The sequence below is a fragment of the Pyxidicoccus xibeiensis genome, from assembly GCF_024198175.1.
In the GTDB taxonomy this organism is placed as follows: domain Bacteria; phylum Myxococcota; class Myxococcia; order Myxococcales; family Myxococcaceae; genus Myxococcus; species Myxococcus xibeiensis.
Window position 1 is genome coordinate 110195 of the sequence record NZ_JAJVKV010000024.1, and the last position, 15441, is coordinate 125635.

The 15441-nt window shown below is 69.1% G+C and carries 12 protein-coding genes; 4 read left to right on the top strand and 8 right to left on the bottom strand.

Annotated elements, in window-relative coordinates; translation table 11 throughout:
- The first annotated feature begins 11 nt into the window (after nt 1-11).
- Nucleotides 12-533, top strand: coding sequence for a gamma-glutamylcyclotransferase (locus tag LXT23_RS47020; RefSeq protein WP_253987087.1), 522 nt, complete (start codon nt 12-14; stop codon nt 531-533).
- Between the two features lie 104 nt (nt 534-637).
- Nucleotides 638-3424 (top strand): hypothetical protein, encoded by a 2787-nt coding sequence (locus LXT23_RS47025; protein WP_253987088.1) that lies wholly within the window; start codon nt 638-640, stop codon nt 3422-3424.
- 257 nt (nt 3425-3681) lie between these two features.
- Here LXT23_RS47025 and LXT23_RS47030 read toward each other — a convergent pair whose 3' ends face one another.
- The 6 genes from LXT23_RS47030 to LXT23_RS47055 form a co-directional block, all read right to left on the bottom strand.
- The gene (locus LXT23_RS47030) at nt 3682-3891 is read right to left on the bottom strand and encodes a hypothetical protein (protein WP_253987089.1); all 210 of its coding nucleotides are present in this window, start codon (nt 3889-3891) and stop codon (nt 3682-3684) included.
- A 579-nt stretch (nt 3892-4470) separates the two neighbouring features.
- Nucleotides 4471-5394, bottom strand: a complete 924-nt coding sequence (locus LXT23_RS47035) for a serine hydrolase (protein WP_253987090.1) — start codon at nt 5392-5394, stop codon at nt 4471-4473.
- A 61-nt stretch (nt 5395-5455) separates the two neighbouring features.
- Entirely contained in the window at nt 5456-6925 is a 1470-nt protein-coding gene (locus LXT23_RS47040) for an MDR family MFS transporter (protein ID WP_253987091.1), read from the bottom strand.
- A gap of 141 nt (nt 6926-7066) precedes the next feature.
- On the bottom strand, nt 7067-7534 hold the full coding sequence (locus tag LXT23_RS47045) for a (2Fe-2S)-binding protein (RefSeq protein WP_253987092.1): 468 nt from the start codon (nt 7532-7534) through the stop codon (nt 7067-7069).
- A 2-nt stretch (nt 7535-7536) separates the two neighbouring features.
- Entirely contained in the window at nt 7537-9696 is a 2160-nt protein-coding gene (locus LXT23_RS47050; RefSeq protein ID WP_323379168.1) for a xanthine dehydrogenase family protein molybdopterin-binding subunit, read from the bottom strand.
- An 85-nt stretch (nt 9697-9781) separates the two neighbouring features.
- A complete protein-coding gene (locus LXT23_RS47055) occupies nt 9782-11074 on the bottom strand; it encodes a hypothetical protein (RefSeq protein WP_253987094.1) in 1293 nt (430 codons plus the stop codon).
- A 163-nt stretch (nt 11075-11237) separates the two neighbouring features.
- Between LXT23_RS47055 and LXT23_RS47060 the strand changes: the two genes are divergently transcribed.
- Entirely contained in the window at nt 11238-12185 is a 948-nt protein-coding gene (locus tag LXT23_RS47060; protein WP_253987095.1) for a DODA-type extradiol aromatic ring-opening family dioxygenase, read from the top strand.
- Between the two features lie 117 nt (nt 12186-12302).
- Here LXT23_RS47060 and LXT23_RS47065 read toward each other — a convergent pair whose 3' ends face one another.
- Together LXT23_RS47065 and LXT23_RS47070 are read right to left on the bottom strand one after the other, a co-directional pair.
- Complete coding sequence (locus tag LXT23_RS47065) at nt 12303-13064, bottom strand: VOC family protein (RefSeq protein ID WP_253987096.1); 762 nt, start codon at nt 13062-13064, stop codon at nt 12303-12305.
- Complete coding sequence (locus LXT23_RS47070) at nt 13061-13543, bottom strand: MarR family winged helix-turn-helix transcriptional regulator (protein WP_253987097.1); 483 nt, start codon at nt 13541-13543, stop codon at nt 13061-13063. The genes LXT23_RS47065 and LXT23_RS47070 overlap by 4 nt, the downstream gene beginning before the upstream one ends.
- Before the next feature lie 196 nt (nt 13544-13739).
- Here LXT23_RS47070 and LXT23_RS47075 point away from each other — a divergent pair, with 196 nt between their 5' ends.
- Nucleotides 13740-14495: a DUF72 domain-containing protein gene (locus tag LXT23_RS47075; RefSeq protein ID WP_253987098.1), complete on the top strand. Its 756-nt coding sequence runs from the start codon at nt 13740-13742 to the stop codon at nt 14493-14495.
- The last annotated feature ends 946 nt before the right edge of the window (nt 14496-15441 follow it).

Consider the following 15441-nt stretch of genomic DNA (forward strand, 5'->3'; position numbering starts at 1 on the left):
GAGAGGGCGACATGGACTCGCACTATGACCAGGTGATGAAGGCTCGCGCGGGGGCGGACCCGTCCGCCACTCGCCTGTACTTCGCGTACTCCACCATCCTGGACCGCGCCGCCTTCGACGAGTGGAAGCAGCAGCACAGCTACGGCTTCTTCGAGCTGCCCGAGGGGAAGCTGGCGGAGGCGGTGGACGTGGACCTCGTCTACGACTTCCCCTCGCGCTGGTGGGGTGGCCGGGTGGCGGGGCTGGCGGATGCTCCGGGCGCGAAGGTGTACGGGCGCCTGTTCGAGATTCGCGGCCAGGACTGGCCCATCGTCCAGCACAAGGAAGGCTTCGTCACGGGGATGTGCGTGGAGCGCCCCGTGCGCGTGCGCGTGGACGGCCAGGAGCTGGAGGCCACCGCGTTCGTCACAAACCCACGCCGCGCCGCGCAAGACGGCCCGGTGAGCCCGCGCTTCGTCGAGGCGCTGGTGCGCGGCGCCCAGTCCGCGGGGCTGCCCGCGGACTACGTGGAGCGGCTGAAGCGCGGCGCGTAGCTCGCGCGCTGGGGGCGCCCCCGCCCTTCACAAATAAATCCCCGTGTAACCAGTGAAGGGGGGATTGCGTACCTCCCCTGTCATCACCACACGTGGGAGGCCGCATGGTCGTCGCGAGTACCAGTGGTTCGTCTGGAGGAGTCAGCACCACCAGCGTCGCCTCGCAGCAGGAGGCCCTGGCGGCAGCTCGCCGTCGAGCGGAAGAGGCGGCGCGGCGCGCCGAGCAGGCTCGGCAGGCGGCGGAGCGCGCCCGGCAGGCGGCGGAGAGAGCCGCGCAGCAGGCGCAGCAGGCCCAGCAGAAGCTGACCCAGGCGAATCAGGCGCTGCAGAAGGCGAAGGGGCCGGAGAAGCAGCCCGCGCAGGAGCGGGTGGACGCGGCGCGTCGCGAGCTGGACCAGGCCACCCGTCAGCGCACCACGGCGAACGCGCAGCTCCAGCAGGCGGAAGAGACTGTCGCCCGCACGTCGAAGGTGGCGGAGACGGACATGCAGTCGGCGAACGTCATCGCCGCGGGGGCGAACAAGCCGGCCGCGTTCACCGCGAACCAGATTGCCCGGTCCGGCCTCCGGGCCAACGAGGTCCGCGATGCCTTCCAGGGCTCGGGCGCGCGCCAGACCGACCTGGCCCGGGTGCTGGGGATGGCTCCCTCCACCCAGACGAACGACATTGCCGCCACCCTGAAGGCGGATCGCGAGTACGCGAAGCTTTACCAGGACCCGAAGTCGTCCCAGACGCTGCGGACGCTCAACATCTATAACGGACAGGATCTGCGAGCCTTTGGTCAGCGGCTGGCGGACCGGGCCCAGGGCGGCGACCCGAGCTCCACGGACTCGGGGATGTCGTCCATCCAGGACCGCGCGTCGCTCGCGAAGGTCATCCGCACGGCGGGGAACACGCTCGAGGGCGACGCGGCGGCGACCGTCTCCAACGAGCACTTCGCGCGGAGCGTCTCGTCGGGGCAGGACCCCCTCGATGCCGCGAACACGACGCCGGAGGACATGGCGGTCGCGGTCTTCCGCGAGCAGGTGGAGGGCGCGGTCACCAAGCCGGTGGACGAGTGGAACCACGCGGACGCGAACGCCTTCACCGAGGCACTGGCGGAGCAGGTCGAGGCCCACCAGGACGACCCCGCGACGGTGGAGGCGATGCTCACGCTGGCGGGCCCCCGGCTCCAGCGCAGCGCGGAGCTGCTCGGCGAGGCCACGCAGACGGGAGGCCTCTCCGAGTCGGACGTGGAGGGGATGTCCGAGAACTTCAGCCGCATCGGCAACGCGGCGCCTCCTGAAGCCGCCGCACAGCTCGCCTACGCCCTCGCCAAGGAGATCCCGGACGGGTACGAGCAGGAGCAGGTGGACGACGGCTTCGGCAAGTTCATCGACAATGGCGGCGACTCGAAGTTCCGCGATCTGCTGGCGGGCGCGCTCGCCCACCAGGGCAAGGAGGACGCCGCCGAGGAGCTGCTGAAGAAGGGCGCGGGCAGTCTGCTGTCGGACCCGGGCGGCTTCATCGAGGACCGCTTCGAGGACGTGGCCGGTGCGGTGGGCGACGTCGCCGAGTTCTTCACCGGCCTGGCGGAGAAGGCCGTGGAAGAGGTCTACAGCTTCGTGTCCGAAGAGGTGGTGGGCCGGCTGGGAGACGCGGTCCGCAACGCGGCGGCGGACGCGCTCAACCTGGACAGCCAGATCGACCAGCTCCAGTCGCCGGGTGACAGCTTCTCCGCGACGGCCAACGTCGAGGGCAGCCTCCTGGGCGTGCAGGTGGGCGCCGGCGTGGAGATGAGGATCACGAAGACGGAGGACGGCTACTCGATGGAGCTGTCCGGTGAGGGCAGCGCCGGGCTGGCGGCGAAGCTGAACCTGCCGGGCCTGGCCGATGCGGAGCTCGAGGGCGAGGTGACGGCGTCGGCCACCATGAAGTTCGAGTTCGACAGCGTGGATCAGGTGACGGAGGCGGCGGAGACCGTGGCCGGCGTGGCCGTGGGGGCCGCCGCGACGGTCGCGGGCGGGCCGCTGGCACCCATCGGGGCCGCGATGATCGCCTCGGCGGGAGACGAGATTGGCGACATCACGGATGCGTACACGGGCACGACGCTTCAAATCGAGGCCCGTGCCTCCATCGGTGCCGACCTGGGCGAGAAGCTCGGCCTGCCGGGCGCTTCCGCCAACGCCTCGGCGGCCAATGCCATCGCCATCGAGATTCCCCGCGAGGGCCCGCCCACCCTGGTGCTCAACCAGTCCCTGGAGGTCGAAGGGAGCCTGGACATCACCGGGCCGGTGACGCTCCCCGGGGGCGGCAACCTGGCGCCGGGCAACGTCGAGGGCTCCGCCAACATCGGCCTGGAGACGCGGGTGCCCATCGACGTGGACCTGGAGGAGCTCATCTCGGACCCGGTCGGGGCGCTGGAAGACGCGGGACAGAACGCCATCGACAACGCTACGACGACGCTCAGCGGCGGCTTCGAGTTCTCCAGCGGCATCGGCGTGGAGGGTGGCGGGGTGAACCTCAGCCAGAACGAGGGCATCGCCGTGGACCTCCATGCGACGGCGAACACGCGGGATATCGCGAGCGCGCTGAGCAAGGCCCTGAGTGGAGACCTGGGCGGCGCGCTGGGCTCGCTGGCTGAGGACGTGACCATCAGCGGCAGTGTGCGGGCCTTCACCCAGAGCGACGCGGGCATCGGCAGTGCGGCCGAGCGGACCGACGGCGATGCCAACAACGAGGTGGATGGCGAGGCCGTCAGCGTCCCGGGGCTCGGCTCCCTCGAGGTGACGGCGGCCGTCTCCACCCGCTCGTCGCGCGAGCTGGCGGAGTTCGAGGGAACGCCGGCGGACTTCCTCCGCGACTTCAGCAGCATCATCGACGGCGTCGCCTTCGAGGAGGCCGCGGCGTAGCCCACCGGGCCTGAAGCGCGGCTGGCGGCGGGGCAGGGCGCACCGGTAGCGCCCTGCCCGCGTTCGTTCGTGCGGCAGCAGACATGTGGGGCCGTCAGGGGTTTTCCCGGGGGCCGGGCGTGCGCAGGTTCGGCGCGCCCATGTTCCTCTTCTTTTCGAACAAGCTCGGCTGCTTCGGCAGCATCCTCGTCTCGGCGGCCCTGAGCGCGGTGCTCTACTTCCTCTTCATGCGTTGAGCTGAGGAGCGGGCGTCAGCCCTACGGCTTTCCGGTCCAGAGGTCGTCCGAGTCCTCCGAGCCCAGGGGATGCACGGTGACCTCACGCCCATCCTTGTCGGGAGTGCTGCGCACGGCCTCCGCCTCGTCCGGGGTGTGAGGAGCCCGCTCCGAGAAGTTGTCGTTCTGGAGGTGGCGCTGCCGTTGCTCGCTCGTCCCTCCGTAGCCCTCGGTGATCTTCTTCTTCGCCATCACCTGCCTCCTGGTTGAGCGCCAAGCCCAACGCTGGGGCTGGCGGGAGGGGGCAGCAAGCCGCTCGGCCCACGGACGGGACGCTGCTGGTGGTGTGCCTGGTGGGAGAGCCGCGCTCGATGGATTGCTGCCTCGCTTGCCTGGCAGGCAGCAGCGTCGGGCAGCGATCTGATCTGCCGTGCCTACATGAACGAGCGTCCAGTCAGGCGCTTCCGATCGCAACAACTACCTGAACGGACCTTCAGTCAATTTCGGACCCCTGTCGAGCCGTGTCACCCGACGAACGGGGACGAGCACAGCAGGGCAATGCCTACCTGAACACTTGAACAGAAAAGAGGTCGCGATCTGATCGGCCATGCCCACATGGCCGGGTGTTCAGTGGATCGCCGGTGTCTGATCCACGATGCCTACATGAACGAACTATCAGGCATTTCTGTGACCACTCAATCAATAACATATCAAATTAGACATGGATGATATGTCATTAAATCAATTGTCATATCATCCAGGCGGCTCGGTGGGGCCCGTGAAGCCATCCATCGTGATGCCCTGTAGACGGTCATGCGACGACCGCCGTGCTCACGGTGAGCCGGTGCCCGCGTCCGGAGCGCGAGCAGGAGCCCCAGGAGCCTTCCGGGTCGCATGGGCGTGGACGCTGCGGGAGAGGTCGGTGATGAGCGCGCGGGCCACCTTCTCGTCCGGGATGCCGCTCGTGAGGACGACGAGGACGTAGGGTGCCCGGCCGGGTGGATAGACGATGGCCGCATCGTGCAGGACGGCGGTGATCTGCCCCGTCTTGTGCGCGACAGGAGTGCCCGGAGGGAGTCCCGCGGGGATGAGGTCGTTCAGCTCCTGCGCGAGGAGGATCTTCCGCATGGCCGCCGTGGAGGTCTCGGACGTGGCCTTCCCCTGCTCGATGGCCGCCATCAGCGTGGCGAGATCTCTTGCCGTGGCCGTATTGTTGAGGCCCTTCGCGTAGGCCTTCCCATCCTCCACGCCCCGGAGGACCGTCATCTTCCGAGCCCCCAGTGAGCGCAGCGTCGCATTGACCTTCTTCGCGCCCACCAGGGCGATGACCGAGTTGGTCGCCAGGTTGCTCGAGCGCGTAATCATCCGCTGGATGAGCTCGCGCACCTCCACCGGCTTGCCGAGCTGTTCGTAGAGGCCGGCATCCTCGTCGTCGGCGGCGTCGAGCGCGTACGGGGAGCCGTCCACGATGGACTCGAACCGATTGACGAGCGTCACCCGCTGGTCCATGGACAGCCCGCCGGAGTCCACCTGCCGGAAGAGCTCGACCATGACGGGCACCTTCATGGTGCTGGCGGCATGGAAGAGCTTGTCCGCATTCAGGAGGAGGGTGTCGCGGCTGTCGCCGAGGTCCTGATAGGCGACGGCCACGGTGGCCCCCTTCACCTGGGCAATGCGCTCGGTGACGGCGCCGCGCAGCGCTTGGGAGTCCACGGGAGCAGCCGCGAGCGTGAGCAACAGGAAGGTCTGGAGCATGGGAGCGGGAGCTTATGCCCCCAGGCCAGCCTCCAGAAGCGCGGCGCCTGTCCCGCGGCCCTCAGTGCGGGGCCGCCGCGTCGGCGGCGGCGACGGGCGACGACAGGTTCCGGGAGACCTTGGGAAAGAACAGGCCGGACACGAACGCGGCCACGGTGAAGGCGCAGATGAGCCAGAAGTTGATGGTCAACCCGGTGCTGAGCGCGCCGCTCAGCGTCTTCAGCATCTCCGGAGGCACCCCGTGGCCGTGCTCGGGACCGAGCAGCGCGTTGGCGGCGGAGATGGGGATGCTGGGGTCCTTCAGGAGTTGCGACACCATGACGCCGCCCATCAGGCCCACGCCGATGACGCCGCCGATGGTGCGGAAGAACATGTTGCTGGCGGTGGCCACCCCGCGCAGCTCCCAGCCCACGCTGGTCTGCACCGCGATGAGCAGGGCGGTGGACGCGAAGCCCAGGCCGATGCCGAACAGGGCCATGGCCAGCTGGAGGACGAGCAGCGGCGAGTCGGGCTTGAGCAGCAGCGCCATCAGCGTGGTGCCGACCACCGTCAGCCCCAGGCCCCCGACGATGAGGGGACGGAAGCCCGACGTGAGCAGCAGCCGACCCGCGAACACGCTGGCGATGGGCCAGCCGACGATCATCGGGGTGATCATCCCGCCCGCCACGGTGGGCGTGCTGCCCAGCACGGCCTGCACGTACAGCGGCACGTAGGTGGTGGACCCGAACATCGCCGCCGAGAAGAGGGCGCCCGCCACGGAGGAGATGGCGATGGCGGGGTGCTTGAAGATGGACATCGGGATGACGGGGTCCGCCGCCCGACGCTCCACCATGATGAACGCGACGAGCAGCACGGCCGCCACCGGCAGCCCCCACAGGTTCTGCCCAACGCCCTGGACGCCCACGAGCAGCGCCACCACCCAGGCGGCGAGCAGCCCCGCGCCCAGGAAGTCCAGCTGCTGCGGCTTGCGTTGCACCTGCTCATGGAAGAAGGCCAGCAGCAGGGCGAAGGTGATGATGCCCACCGGGACGTTGATGAAGAAGACCCAGTGCCAGCTCAGGTACTTCACGATGAGGCCACCGGTGACGGGGCCAATCAGTCCCGCCACGCCCCAGACGGCGCTGAACGCGCCCTGGACCTTCGCGCGCTCCTCCAACGTGTACATGTCCCCGATGATGGTGAGCGCGACGGGCTGCATGGCCCCCGCGCCCAGGCCCTGCAGGGTCCGGAAGGCGATGAGCATGTTCATCGTCGTGGACAGGCCGCTGGCAATGGAGCCGACGAGGAACAGCCCGATGCCGAAGAGCAGGATGGGCTTGCGCCCGTAGAGGTCCGCCAGCTTCCCGTAGATGGGCACGGTGATGGTGGAGGACAGCATGTACGCGGTGAAGACCCACGCGTAGCTCTGGATGCCGCCCAGCTCGCCGACCACGGTGGGCATCGCCGTGGAGACGACGGTGACCTCCAGGGCCGCCATGAAGATGCTCGTGGCCAGGGCCACGGTGGTCAGGGGACGATGGGTCGTTCGCATGTTGTCGGGTCGGCGCCGGAGAAGGCGCCCTTCTAACGGCTGCGACCCGACCGCGCTACTCCCCGTCGAACGGTTCCTCTCCTGTCGTCCACTCCCCGTGCGGGGCGGCGCGCTCAGCGGCTGCCCGCATCTCCGACAGCCTCACTCTCCCCGGAGAGCGCGGGCCGCGCGTCGGATGGCGGCGCGGATCCGGACGTACGTGCCGCACCGGCAGACGTTGTCGCTCATGGCCGCGTCGATGTCCGCATCGGTCGGGTCCGGGTTCTTCCGCAGGAGTGCCACCGCCGCCATGATTTGCCCGGGCTGGCAGAACCCGCACTGCGCGACGTCCTCGGCGATCCACGCCTGCTGCACGGGATGGAGCCCCTCGCCGCCCAGGCCCTCGATGGTGGTCACGTTCGTGCCCGCCACCTCGCTGACGGGGTGGATGCAGGGGCGGAAGGCCTCGCCCTCCAGGTGGCTGGTGCAGGCGCCGCACACGCCGACGCCGCAGCCATACTTGGGCCCCGTCACCCCGAGCAGGTCGCGCAGCGCCCAGAGCAGGGGCAGGTCCGCGGAGGACTCCACCATGACGGGCTGGCCGTTGAGGATGAACTGGAAGGCCGGCATGGTCAGGCTCCTGCGTCGAGCAGCGGAAAGCGGGTGGGCATCGTGCCGCTCGCCCGTGCGATGGCATTGGACAGGGCGGCGGCAGCGCTGGGGTAGCCGAGCTCGCCGACTCCGCCGACGCGGTCATCCGACCGGACCAGGTGGACCTGTATCTCCGCGGGGGAGTGCTTCATCCGGAGCCACCGGTAGTCGGCGAAGCTGCCCTCTCGCACGGCGCCCTGGTCGATGTGGATGCCCGCGCTCAGCGTGGTGGAGAACGCGTCGATGGCCGCGCCCTGGAGCTGGGCCTCGACGCTCTTCGGGTTGATGGGCAGGCCGACATCGGCGGCGATGACCACGCGCAGCACCCGGGGCACCTCTCCCGTGACGTCGACCTCGACGAGGTGGGCAATGGCGCTGTCCCACTCCTCGAGGACGGCGACTCCCTGGGCGACGCCGGAAGGCAGCGGCCGGCCCCAGGCGCCTTCGCGCACCACCCGCTCCAGGACGGCCTTGAGACGGCTCGACGTGAGCTGGGAGCGCCGCAGCTCGACGGGGTCTCTCCCCAGCGCCCGTGCGAGCTGGTCGATGAAGACCTCGTTCGCGACGCCCACCTGGCTGGTGAACACCGAGCGGAACGACGCAGTGGGAATGGGCAGTGAGACCTCGCGCAGCTCCTGCGTCACCAGCCCGAAGCGGTAGGGCACGTGCTGGGACAGCTCGAAGAAGACGCGGTTGGTGACCTCGGGCAGGGCGGTTCCGAGCAGGGCGGTGAGGGCATCGCCGAACCCGTGGGGGAACTCCACGGTGGGGATGGCGGCCCGGTGGTTCCACCCGAGGATGGAGCCATTCGCGCCGAGGTACGCGAGGAGGCGGTGGTGACTGGCCGGACGGTAGCGGCCGTGGCGCATGTCGTCGTTGCGCGTCCACATCAGCTTCACGGGCCTGCCGAGCGCCCGCGAGGCGAGCGCCGCCTCGACAGCGGCCTCCGGGAAGAACCGCCGTCCGAAGCCGCCACCCGCCCGGGTGGTGTGCACGGTGACGCGCTGTGGGAAGAGCGCCCAGCCCAGCGCGGCCGCGACCTCTCGCTGGGCGAACTTCGGATCCTGCGCGCCCAGCCAGAGCTCGGCGCGGTCCCCCACGACGGTGGCCACGCAGCTCTGCGTCTCCATCGGCGCGTGGGCGAGGTAGGGGAAGTCGAAGCGCCCTTCGAGGGTCCGCGCGGTGAACAGGGGAGGCAGGGGCCGCGCGCCAATCGCGTCGCGCAGGCGTGTGCGGATGTCCGCATCAGAGAGGTGGCTGGCCGGGCCCGGAGCCCACGAGATGCGAAGGGCATCCCGAGCCGCGAAGGCCTGGGCGAAGGTCTGTGCCGCCACCGCCACGCCCGTGGGCAGGCGCGCCACGCCAAGGACGCCAGGTATGGAAGAGGCCGTCGAGGCGTCGAAGCTCTGTACCGTCCCGCGCAGCGTGGGCGGACGGGCCACGACCACGGGGACGGCACCGGGGATGTCCAGGTCGAGCGAGAAGCGCGCCGCGCCGGTGACGATGTCACGGGCATCGAGGCGCACCCTGGGGCGCCCGACCACCGTGTATTCGCTCGGCGCCTTCGGCTGGGCGGAGACGAGGAGCAGCAGCACGCGGGCGGCGTCCTCGGCCAGCTCGCCGTAGCCCGCGCGGCGGCCATCCGGAGCCACCACCTCGCCATTGGCGGTGGTGAGCGTGTGGGCTGGCAACCACCAGCGATTCGCCGCGGCGGTGACCAGCCGCGCGCGGGCCGTCGCGGCGGCGGCGCGGAGGGGGCCCGCGAGGAAGCGCATCGTCGACGACAGGCCGGTGAGCTGGATGACCCAGCGCGGGTCCGCGTCGGCGGTGCGCACCTCCACCGAGCCCGGCTCGATGTCGAGTTCCTCGGCCACGAGCATGGCCACGCCCGTGGTGATGCCCTGGCCCGTCTCGGTCCGGGGCAGGGTGGCGGTGACGTGACCATTGGCCTGGATGGCGATGTAGAGGCTGAGCGCCGTCCCGTCAGGAGCCGCCGAGGGCTCCGCCGCGTCGGCGCGAGGGATGTCGAGCCCCAGGCGCGCGGCGACCACCAGCGCCGGCGAGGCCACCACCCAGGTGAGGAACCGGCGACGGTCGACGACCACTTCGACCGCCGTATCGGGTTTCGGCATGTCCGCCATACGGCAACTCTATGGCACACGCCCCTGGAGCCGCGATGCGCGCCAGGCCAAACGTCAACCGAGCTTCAATTGCCGCAGCCCGCGCTCAGTCCACGGCGGCCTGGTCCACGTAGAACACCACGCGCCCTCCGGAGGCCGGGCTGGTGGAGCCGTTGTAGCCTTCCGTGACCGTCCACAGGTTGGTGCCACTCCCGGTGGCGTGCATGCCCTCGGGCATCCGCGCCCACTGGCTGCTCCCGGAGAGGTACGCCGTGCGAGACGCCCCCGTGGAGACCTTGAAGAGCGCGCCGCTGTAGCGCGTGGAGCTCAGCCAGTAGGACGTGGTGGCCGTCGTGGTCATGATGGGAGCCACGCCCTGCACATTGGGCTCGTTCATGATGTAGGCGCGCTCGGGCGTCACGGCGCCGTTGACCGTCTTGAGCCGGTTCGTGGCGGAGTCCAGGGGCCAGCGGTAGAGCCGTCCTCCGAGCCCCGGCGTGGAGCCGTCATACGGGCACTGCGCGTCGCTGCTGTTGCAGTACTCGCCAGAGAGCACCACGTCGGTGGTGCCTCGCGTGTCCTTGCCCAGGAAGGAGAACTTGGGCCGGCACGGGCTGGTGATGGTGGACGGCACCACGTACGCGCTCACCTGCGGCAGCACGAACTTGTACCCGTACGCGCACCACACGGAGCCGACCTTGCCAATCTGCGTGTCGCAGGTGGTGCTTGTGTCCACCTGGCGGATCTGCGTGAGGTCGAACACGCGCATCCCCTGGGACGTGTCCGCCATGTAGAGGTAGTTGCCGAACCAGGCCAGCCCGCCTCCGTGGATGGGCACGGTGGTGAAGTTGCCGGAGCTGGTGGGCCGAACCATGAGGACGTGGCGGTAGTTCACCGCGCTCGACGACATGTCCGAGATGTCCGCCACGGAGAGGCGCACACCTTTGTCGGGGCTGGCGGCTCCGTAGTGCCAGGAGGCGATGGCGACGTTGGTGCTGCCGGACACGCCCGCCGTGAGGGCCTGGGGTATCCAGTCCGAGGTGGCCATGTCGCCATCGTTCCAGCGGAAGCCGCCCTTGTAGCCCACGGCTGACGGCCGGTTGCTCGACGTCAGCATGGGACCCACGCGGTTCAGGTCCGCCAGGACGCCGGGCAGGCCCACCGCGGGGCCCACGGGCGTCATGTATGAGGCGTACGTGCTCCACGTGTTCTGGTCCTGGAGGCGCAGGCAGCTCGCATCATGCGTCGTTAGCGGAGCGCCCTCCGTGAGGGCCTGCTGGCTGACGCCGGCGGTGTCCTCGACGTCCGACTCCGGCGCCGGGCCACACCCCAGGAGCCCGACTCCGGTGACCCACGCCGCGATGCAGATGGAAGAAGTCTTCTCGTAAATGCCGGTCAAAGCCGCCTCCGTGGAAAGACTGGAATCCACGAAGTAGCCCTGGTGCCGAGGTGAAGACAAGGGACGAGGGAGGGTGTTCCCTCCTCGGAACAGTGTGGGGCTCGCATTTCTCCTGGCACGGTGAGGGTGGCCCTTGCAGTCTTTGGCAGTGGAGGAACGAGAGATGCGCGACGAGCGGAAAGACGGAGTCACGCGGCGCGCCGCGGTGGTGGGCGGCCTGGTGGGTGCCGCGAGCCTCGCGGCGGTGGTGGCAAGCACCAGCCGTGAGCAGCCATCCTCCGAGCCGGATGAGCGCCAGAAGACGCCCGGCGGCGAGCGCCTGCCCGTCGTCTTCATGCCGCATGGCGGAGGCCCCTGGCCGTTCGTCGACCTGGGCTTCGACGACAAGCCGGGCTTCGCCGCGCTGACCGAGTACCTCCAGTCCGTGCGCAACCTCCCGAAGACACCGCCCAAGGCGCTGCTGGTCATCTCCGCGCACTGGGAGGAGTCGGTGCCGACGGTGATGACGAGCCCTCGTCCGCCCATGCTCTACGACTACTACGGCTTCCCGCCCGCGTCGTACCAGCTCCAGTGGCCGGCGCCGGGAAACCCGCAGCTGGCCGCCCGGGTGCGGGAGCTGCTCGGCGCCGCGGGCTTCCAGACGGCCGCCGACTCCCAGCGAGGCTATGACCATGGCACCTTCGTGCCGCTCAAGCTCACGTACCCGGAGGCGGACGTCCCCACGGTGCAGCTGTCCCTCATCCAGGGATTGGATCCGGAGCAGCACCTGGCGATGGGCCGCGCGCTCGCGCCGCTGCGCGACGAGGGCGTGTTCATCATCGGCAGCGGGATGTCGTACCACGACCTCCGTGGCTTCTTCGGACCGAATGCCCGGCGCGTCTCCGAGACGTTCGACGTCTGGCTGCGAGAGACAGCCACGCTCGAGGCGAAGGACCGGGACGCGCGGCTGGCGGAGTGGGACAGGGCACCCTCGGGCCGGCAGTCCCACCCTCGTGAGGAGCACCTGCTTCCCCTGATGGTCATCGCGGGCGCGGCCGGAGCGGACCGGGGCACCATCCCCTACAACGGCATGTTCATGGGGACGCGGCTGTCGGCGGTTCACTTCGGCTGAAGCTCCGGCCCGTGTGGTGACGCCGCCGGCGCATCCCGGACCTGGCGCCGTGGGTCCTCGCCGGCGATGGAGCGCTGGCCCTGGAGGCGGCGCTCCGGCGGCCCCTGGACGTGGCGCTCACCGCTTGTTCTTCCGGGCCCCCGGGCGCTCGGTGTCGTCGCGCTGGCCAAGCGACTTCTGGAGCTCGTCCGCGGCTCGCAGCTCGGGTTGGAGTTGCTTGCGCTCCGCACCCGTCAGGGAGAGCCCCTGGAGTTCGGCGCGCAGGGCCTGGGCGCGCTCGGGGTCCCCCAGCGCCAGGGCCAGCTCCATTCGGGCGGCAAGCGCCCGGGCACGCTCGAGGGGAGTGGCAGGCTCGTTCCGAGCAAGCGCCACGTCGAGGACCTTCGCGGCCGCGGCGTCGTCTGTCTTGAAGTCGCGCAGCCGGGCCGCCGCGTCCAGCGCCTTGGCCAGCCGGGAGCGGGGCCCCTGGACGCTGTCGGGTTCGACGTAGGCGGGCTGAGGTTCCCCCCTCCGGACGAAGATGATGGAGTTGCCGTTCGGGTCGGTCAGGGTGAAGCGGGTCTGTCCCTTCCTCATCCGGCTGATGCGGGGGATGCCGGTGATGGGCACCTTGTTGTACGTCTGTCTCAAGGCTCCGGCGAAGGTCTGGTGCAGCTCCTCGACCTCGTCGACCACCACCAGGCAGGTGCTGTAGGCCCGGGCCGGCTCCAATCCCTTGAGGCCGAAGAAGTGCAGGTCGCAGCCGGATTGATGGAGGGCCGCGTACGGATTCGGCGCGGTCTGCCGGTGCGTCACCTCGAAGCCCAGGTGCCGATAGAAGTCCAGGGTCTCCCCGAGAGAGACACAAGGAAGCAGGGGGATTGCCGTCGCGCCCTTCATGTGGATGCTCCTGTCCGTCCAGCGTGGGTTGTTGCGGTGTCGTCCTCCAGGCGCTTTCGGACTTCGCGAAGCCCCTCCAGCGCTGCCTGGAGGGCCCGCGAGTCGATGGCCGCGCCGGTCCGGTTCGCCCAGGTCGCATGGCGCGCCTCCACCTTCCGGAGCGCCTCGCGCCCCTTCTCCGTCATTGCGATGAGCTTCGCGCGGCGGTGGTGGGGGTTCTCCACGTACTCGACGAACCCATCCCGCTCCAGCGCGTCCGCGGTCTGCTGCACGCTCTGACGGGTGAGCCCCATGAGACGGGCCACGTTCGCGACGGGCGCCGGCTCGTGGTCCACCACGCCGAGGATCTGCCAGCGAGCGCTGCTGAGACCGACAGGTTCGGTCAGCCGATCGCCGGCCTCGAGCACCAGGCCATTGACCCGAAACACCTCGAGCACCAGTTCCGTGAACAGCGCTCCCACTTCCGTAGGCTTCGCCATGGACATGTATCTGTCATGGTGACAGGTACCTGTCAATCGACGGGTTCGTGTGGTTGGCCGGGGCTTCGATCACGGTTCCACGCAGGAGTGCGGGAGCTCTCTCGCCTGCCCGGGCTGCCTCCCGTCGTGTTGCCATGAGGCGGCAGGTCCGGAGCCTGGAGCGTGACCAACCTCAGCCTGTTCCATGGATCTGCTCGTGCCGCCCTCATCCCCACCAGAGCGCCGCTCCATCGGATGCGCGGGCTGGAGCCTGTCGAGCGCGGTGGCGGAGCACTTCCCCACGACGGGCAGCCACCTGGAGCGGTATGCGCGCGTCTTCCCCGCCGTGGAGATCAACTCCTCCTTCTACCGGCCTCACCTCCCGGGCACCTATGCGCGCTGGCGTGACAGCGTCCCGTCGGCGTTCCGCTTCTCGGTAAAGGTTCCCAAGGTCATCACCCACGAGCGGCGCCTTCGTGACTTCCAGGAGCCCCTCGAACGCTTCCTGGGAGAGGTGGGGCACCTGGAGGAGAAGCTGGGCTGTCTGCTCGTGCAACTCCCACCCAGCCTCGTCCTCGAGCCCGAGACGGCTCGCAGCTTCCTTGGTGAGCTCCGCTCACGGACCGCTGTCGACATCATGTGCGAGCCCCGGCATCCGACCTGGTTCTCGGAGGAGGGCTGGAGACTGATGGCGGACCATCGCGTCGGCTTCGTGCGAGCGGACCCGGCCGCCGTGCGCGCCACGCAGCCCCCGGACGGGCAGTTCGTGTACTTCCGGCTGCACGGCTCACCGAAGATCTATTACTCGGAGTACTCCGAGTCCTATCTGGATGCGCTCGCCGAGCACATCGTGGAGCACGAACGGGCGGGTCGACACGTGTGGTGCATCTTCGACAACACGGCGAGTGGAGCGGCTGTACCCAATGCGCTCTCCTTGCTGCACCGGGAAGTGTCGCGCGTTTCGCCGCGTTGACACCAATGCGAGGGACGGATGCCTCGTCCGATGAAGCCGCGGGCCGGAACAGGGCTTCGGGTCATCGAAAGGGGTGGGAAGAAGGGGTCGGCTGGAAGCGGTTGACTCAAGACCCGGCGGTGGTAGAAGCCGCGCCCCCGCTCGAAAGAGCTCCTGACCGGAAGTGGCAGTCAGGCGGCAAGAAGGTGGGAACGAAGAGTCGACTGGAAGCGGTTGACTCGAAACGCGGTGGTGGTAGAAGCCGCGCCCCCGCTCGAAGGGCTGCCTGGTTGGAAGACGGCCAGCGGGTGGGAGAAGTGGGAAGAAAGAGTCGACTGAAGCAGTTGACTCAAGACGCGGCGGTGGTAGAAGCCGCGCCCCCGCTCGAAGGGCTGCCTGGCAAGCAGGAGTTTCCAGGTGGCTGCGGAAGAGGGAACAAGAGTCGGCAGGAAGCGGTTGACTCGAAACGCGGTGGTGGTAGAAGCCGCGCCCCTCACACGGAAGCCCGCGCACTGGCGCGGAAGGCACTTCCGGGTGGGCAGCAGGAACAAGACGGAATATGGCGGTCGACGAAGCGAGTTGACAGAAGACGCGGCGGTGGTAGAAGCCGCGCCCCGACAAAGGGTAGCCCGAGAGTCGCAGCGCGGGCAGCACGGTCGGGAAAGTCAACGAAGCAGCGGTTGACACGGGAGGCGGCGAAGCGGTAGAAGCCGCGCCCCCTCGGAAGAAACAGCGGAAGCCACTGGGCGGCGCTGAAGACTCCGAGAGGCCGCAAGGACGCGAAAGTCGAAGTTGACAACGGACGCGGACTTGAATAGAAGCTGCGGCCCCGCCGGTTGGAAACGGCAGGCGGCAGGAAGCAAACAGTAGCAAAAAGTCGCGGGTGGTACAAGCGACTCGGTCTTTGAAAACCAAATAGCAAGCCTAAGTAGAAGACAGATTGCGGAAACCGCAGTCAATTCTTTGA

Coding starts and splice junctions, on each gene's coding strand:
- LXT23_RS47020 (WP_253987087.1), top strand. CDS start 12: ATGGACTCGCACTATGACCAGGTGATGAAGGCTCGCGCGGGGGCGGAC.
- LXT23_RS47025 (WP_253987088.1), top strand. CDS start 638: ATGGTCGTCGCGAGTACCAGTGGTTCGTCTGGAGGAGTCAGCACCACC.
- LXT23_RS47030 (WP_253987089.1), bottom strand. CDS start 3,891: ATGGCGAAGAAGAAGATCACCGAGGGCTACGGAGGGACGAGCGAGCAA.
- LXT23_RS47035 (WP_253987090.1), bottom strand. CDS start 5,394: ATGCTCCAGACCTTCCTGTTGCTCACGCTCGCGGCTGCTCCCGTGGAC.
- LXT23_RS47040 (WP_253987091.1), bottom strand. CDS start 6,925: ATGCGAACGACCCATCGTCCCCTGACCACCGTGGCCCTGGCCACGAGC.
- LXT23_RS47045 (WP_253987092.1), bottom strand. CDS start 7,534: ATGCCGGCCTTCCAGTTCATCCTCAACGGCCAGCCCGTCATGGTGGAG.
- LXT23_RS47050 (WP_323379168.1), bottom strand. CDS start 9,696: ATGGCGGACATGCCGAAACCCGATACGGCGGTCGAAGTGGTCGTCGAC.
- LXT23_RS47060 (WP_253987095.1), top strand. CDS start 11,238: ATGCGCGACGAGCGGAAAGACGGAGTCACGCGGCGCGCCGCGGTGGTG.
- LXT23_RS47065 (WP_253987096.1), bottom strand. CDS start 13,064: ATGAAGGGCGCGACGGCAATCCCCCTGCTTCCTTGTGTCTCTCTCGGG.
- LXT23_RS47070 (WP_253987097.1), bottom strand. CDS start 13,543: ATGGCGAAGCCTACGGAAGTGGGAGCGCTGTTCACGGAACTGGTGCTC.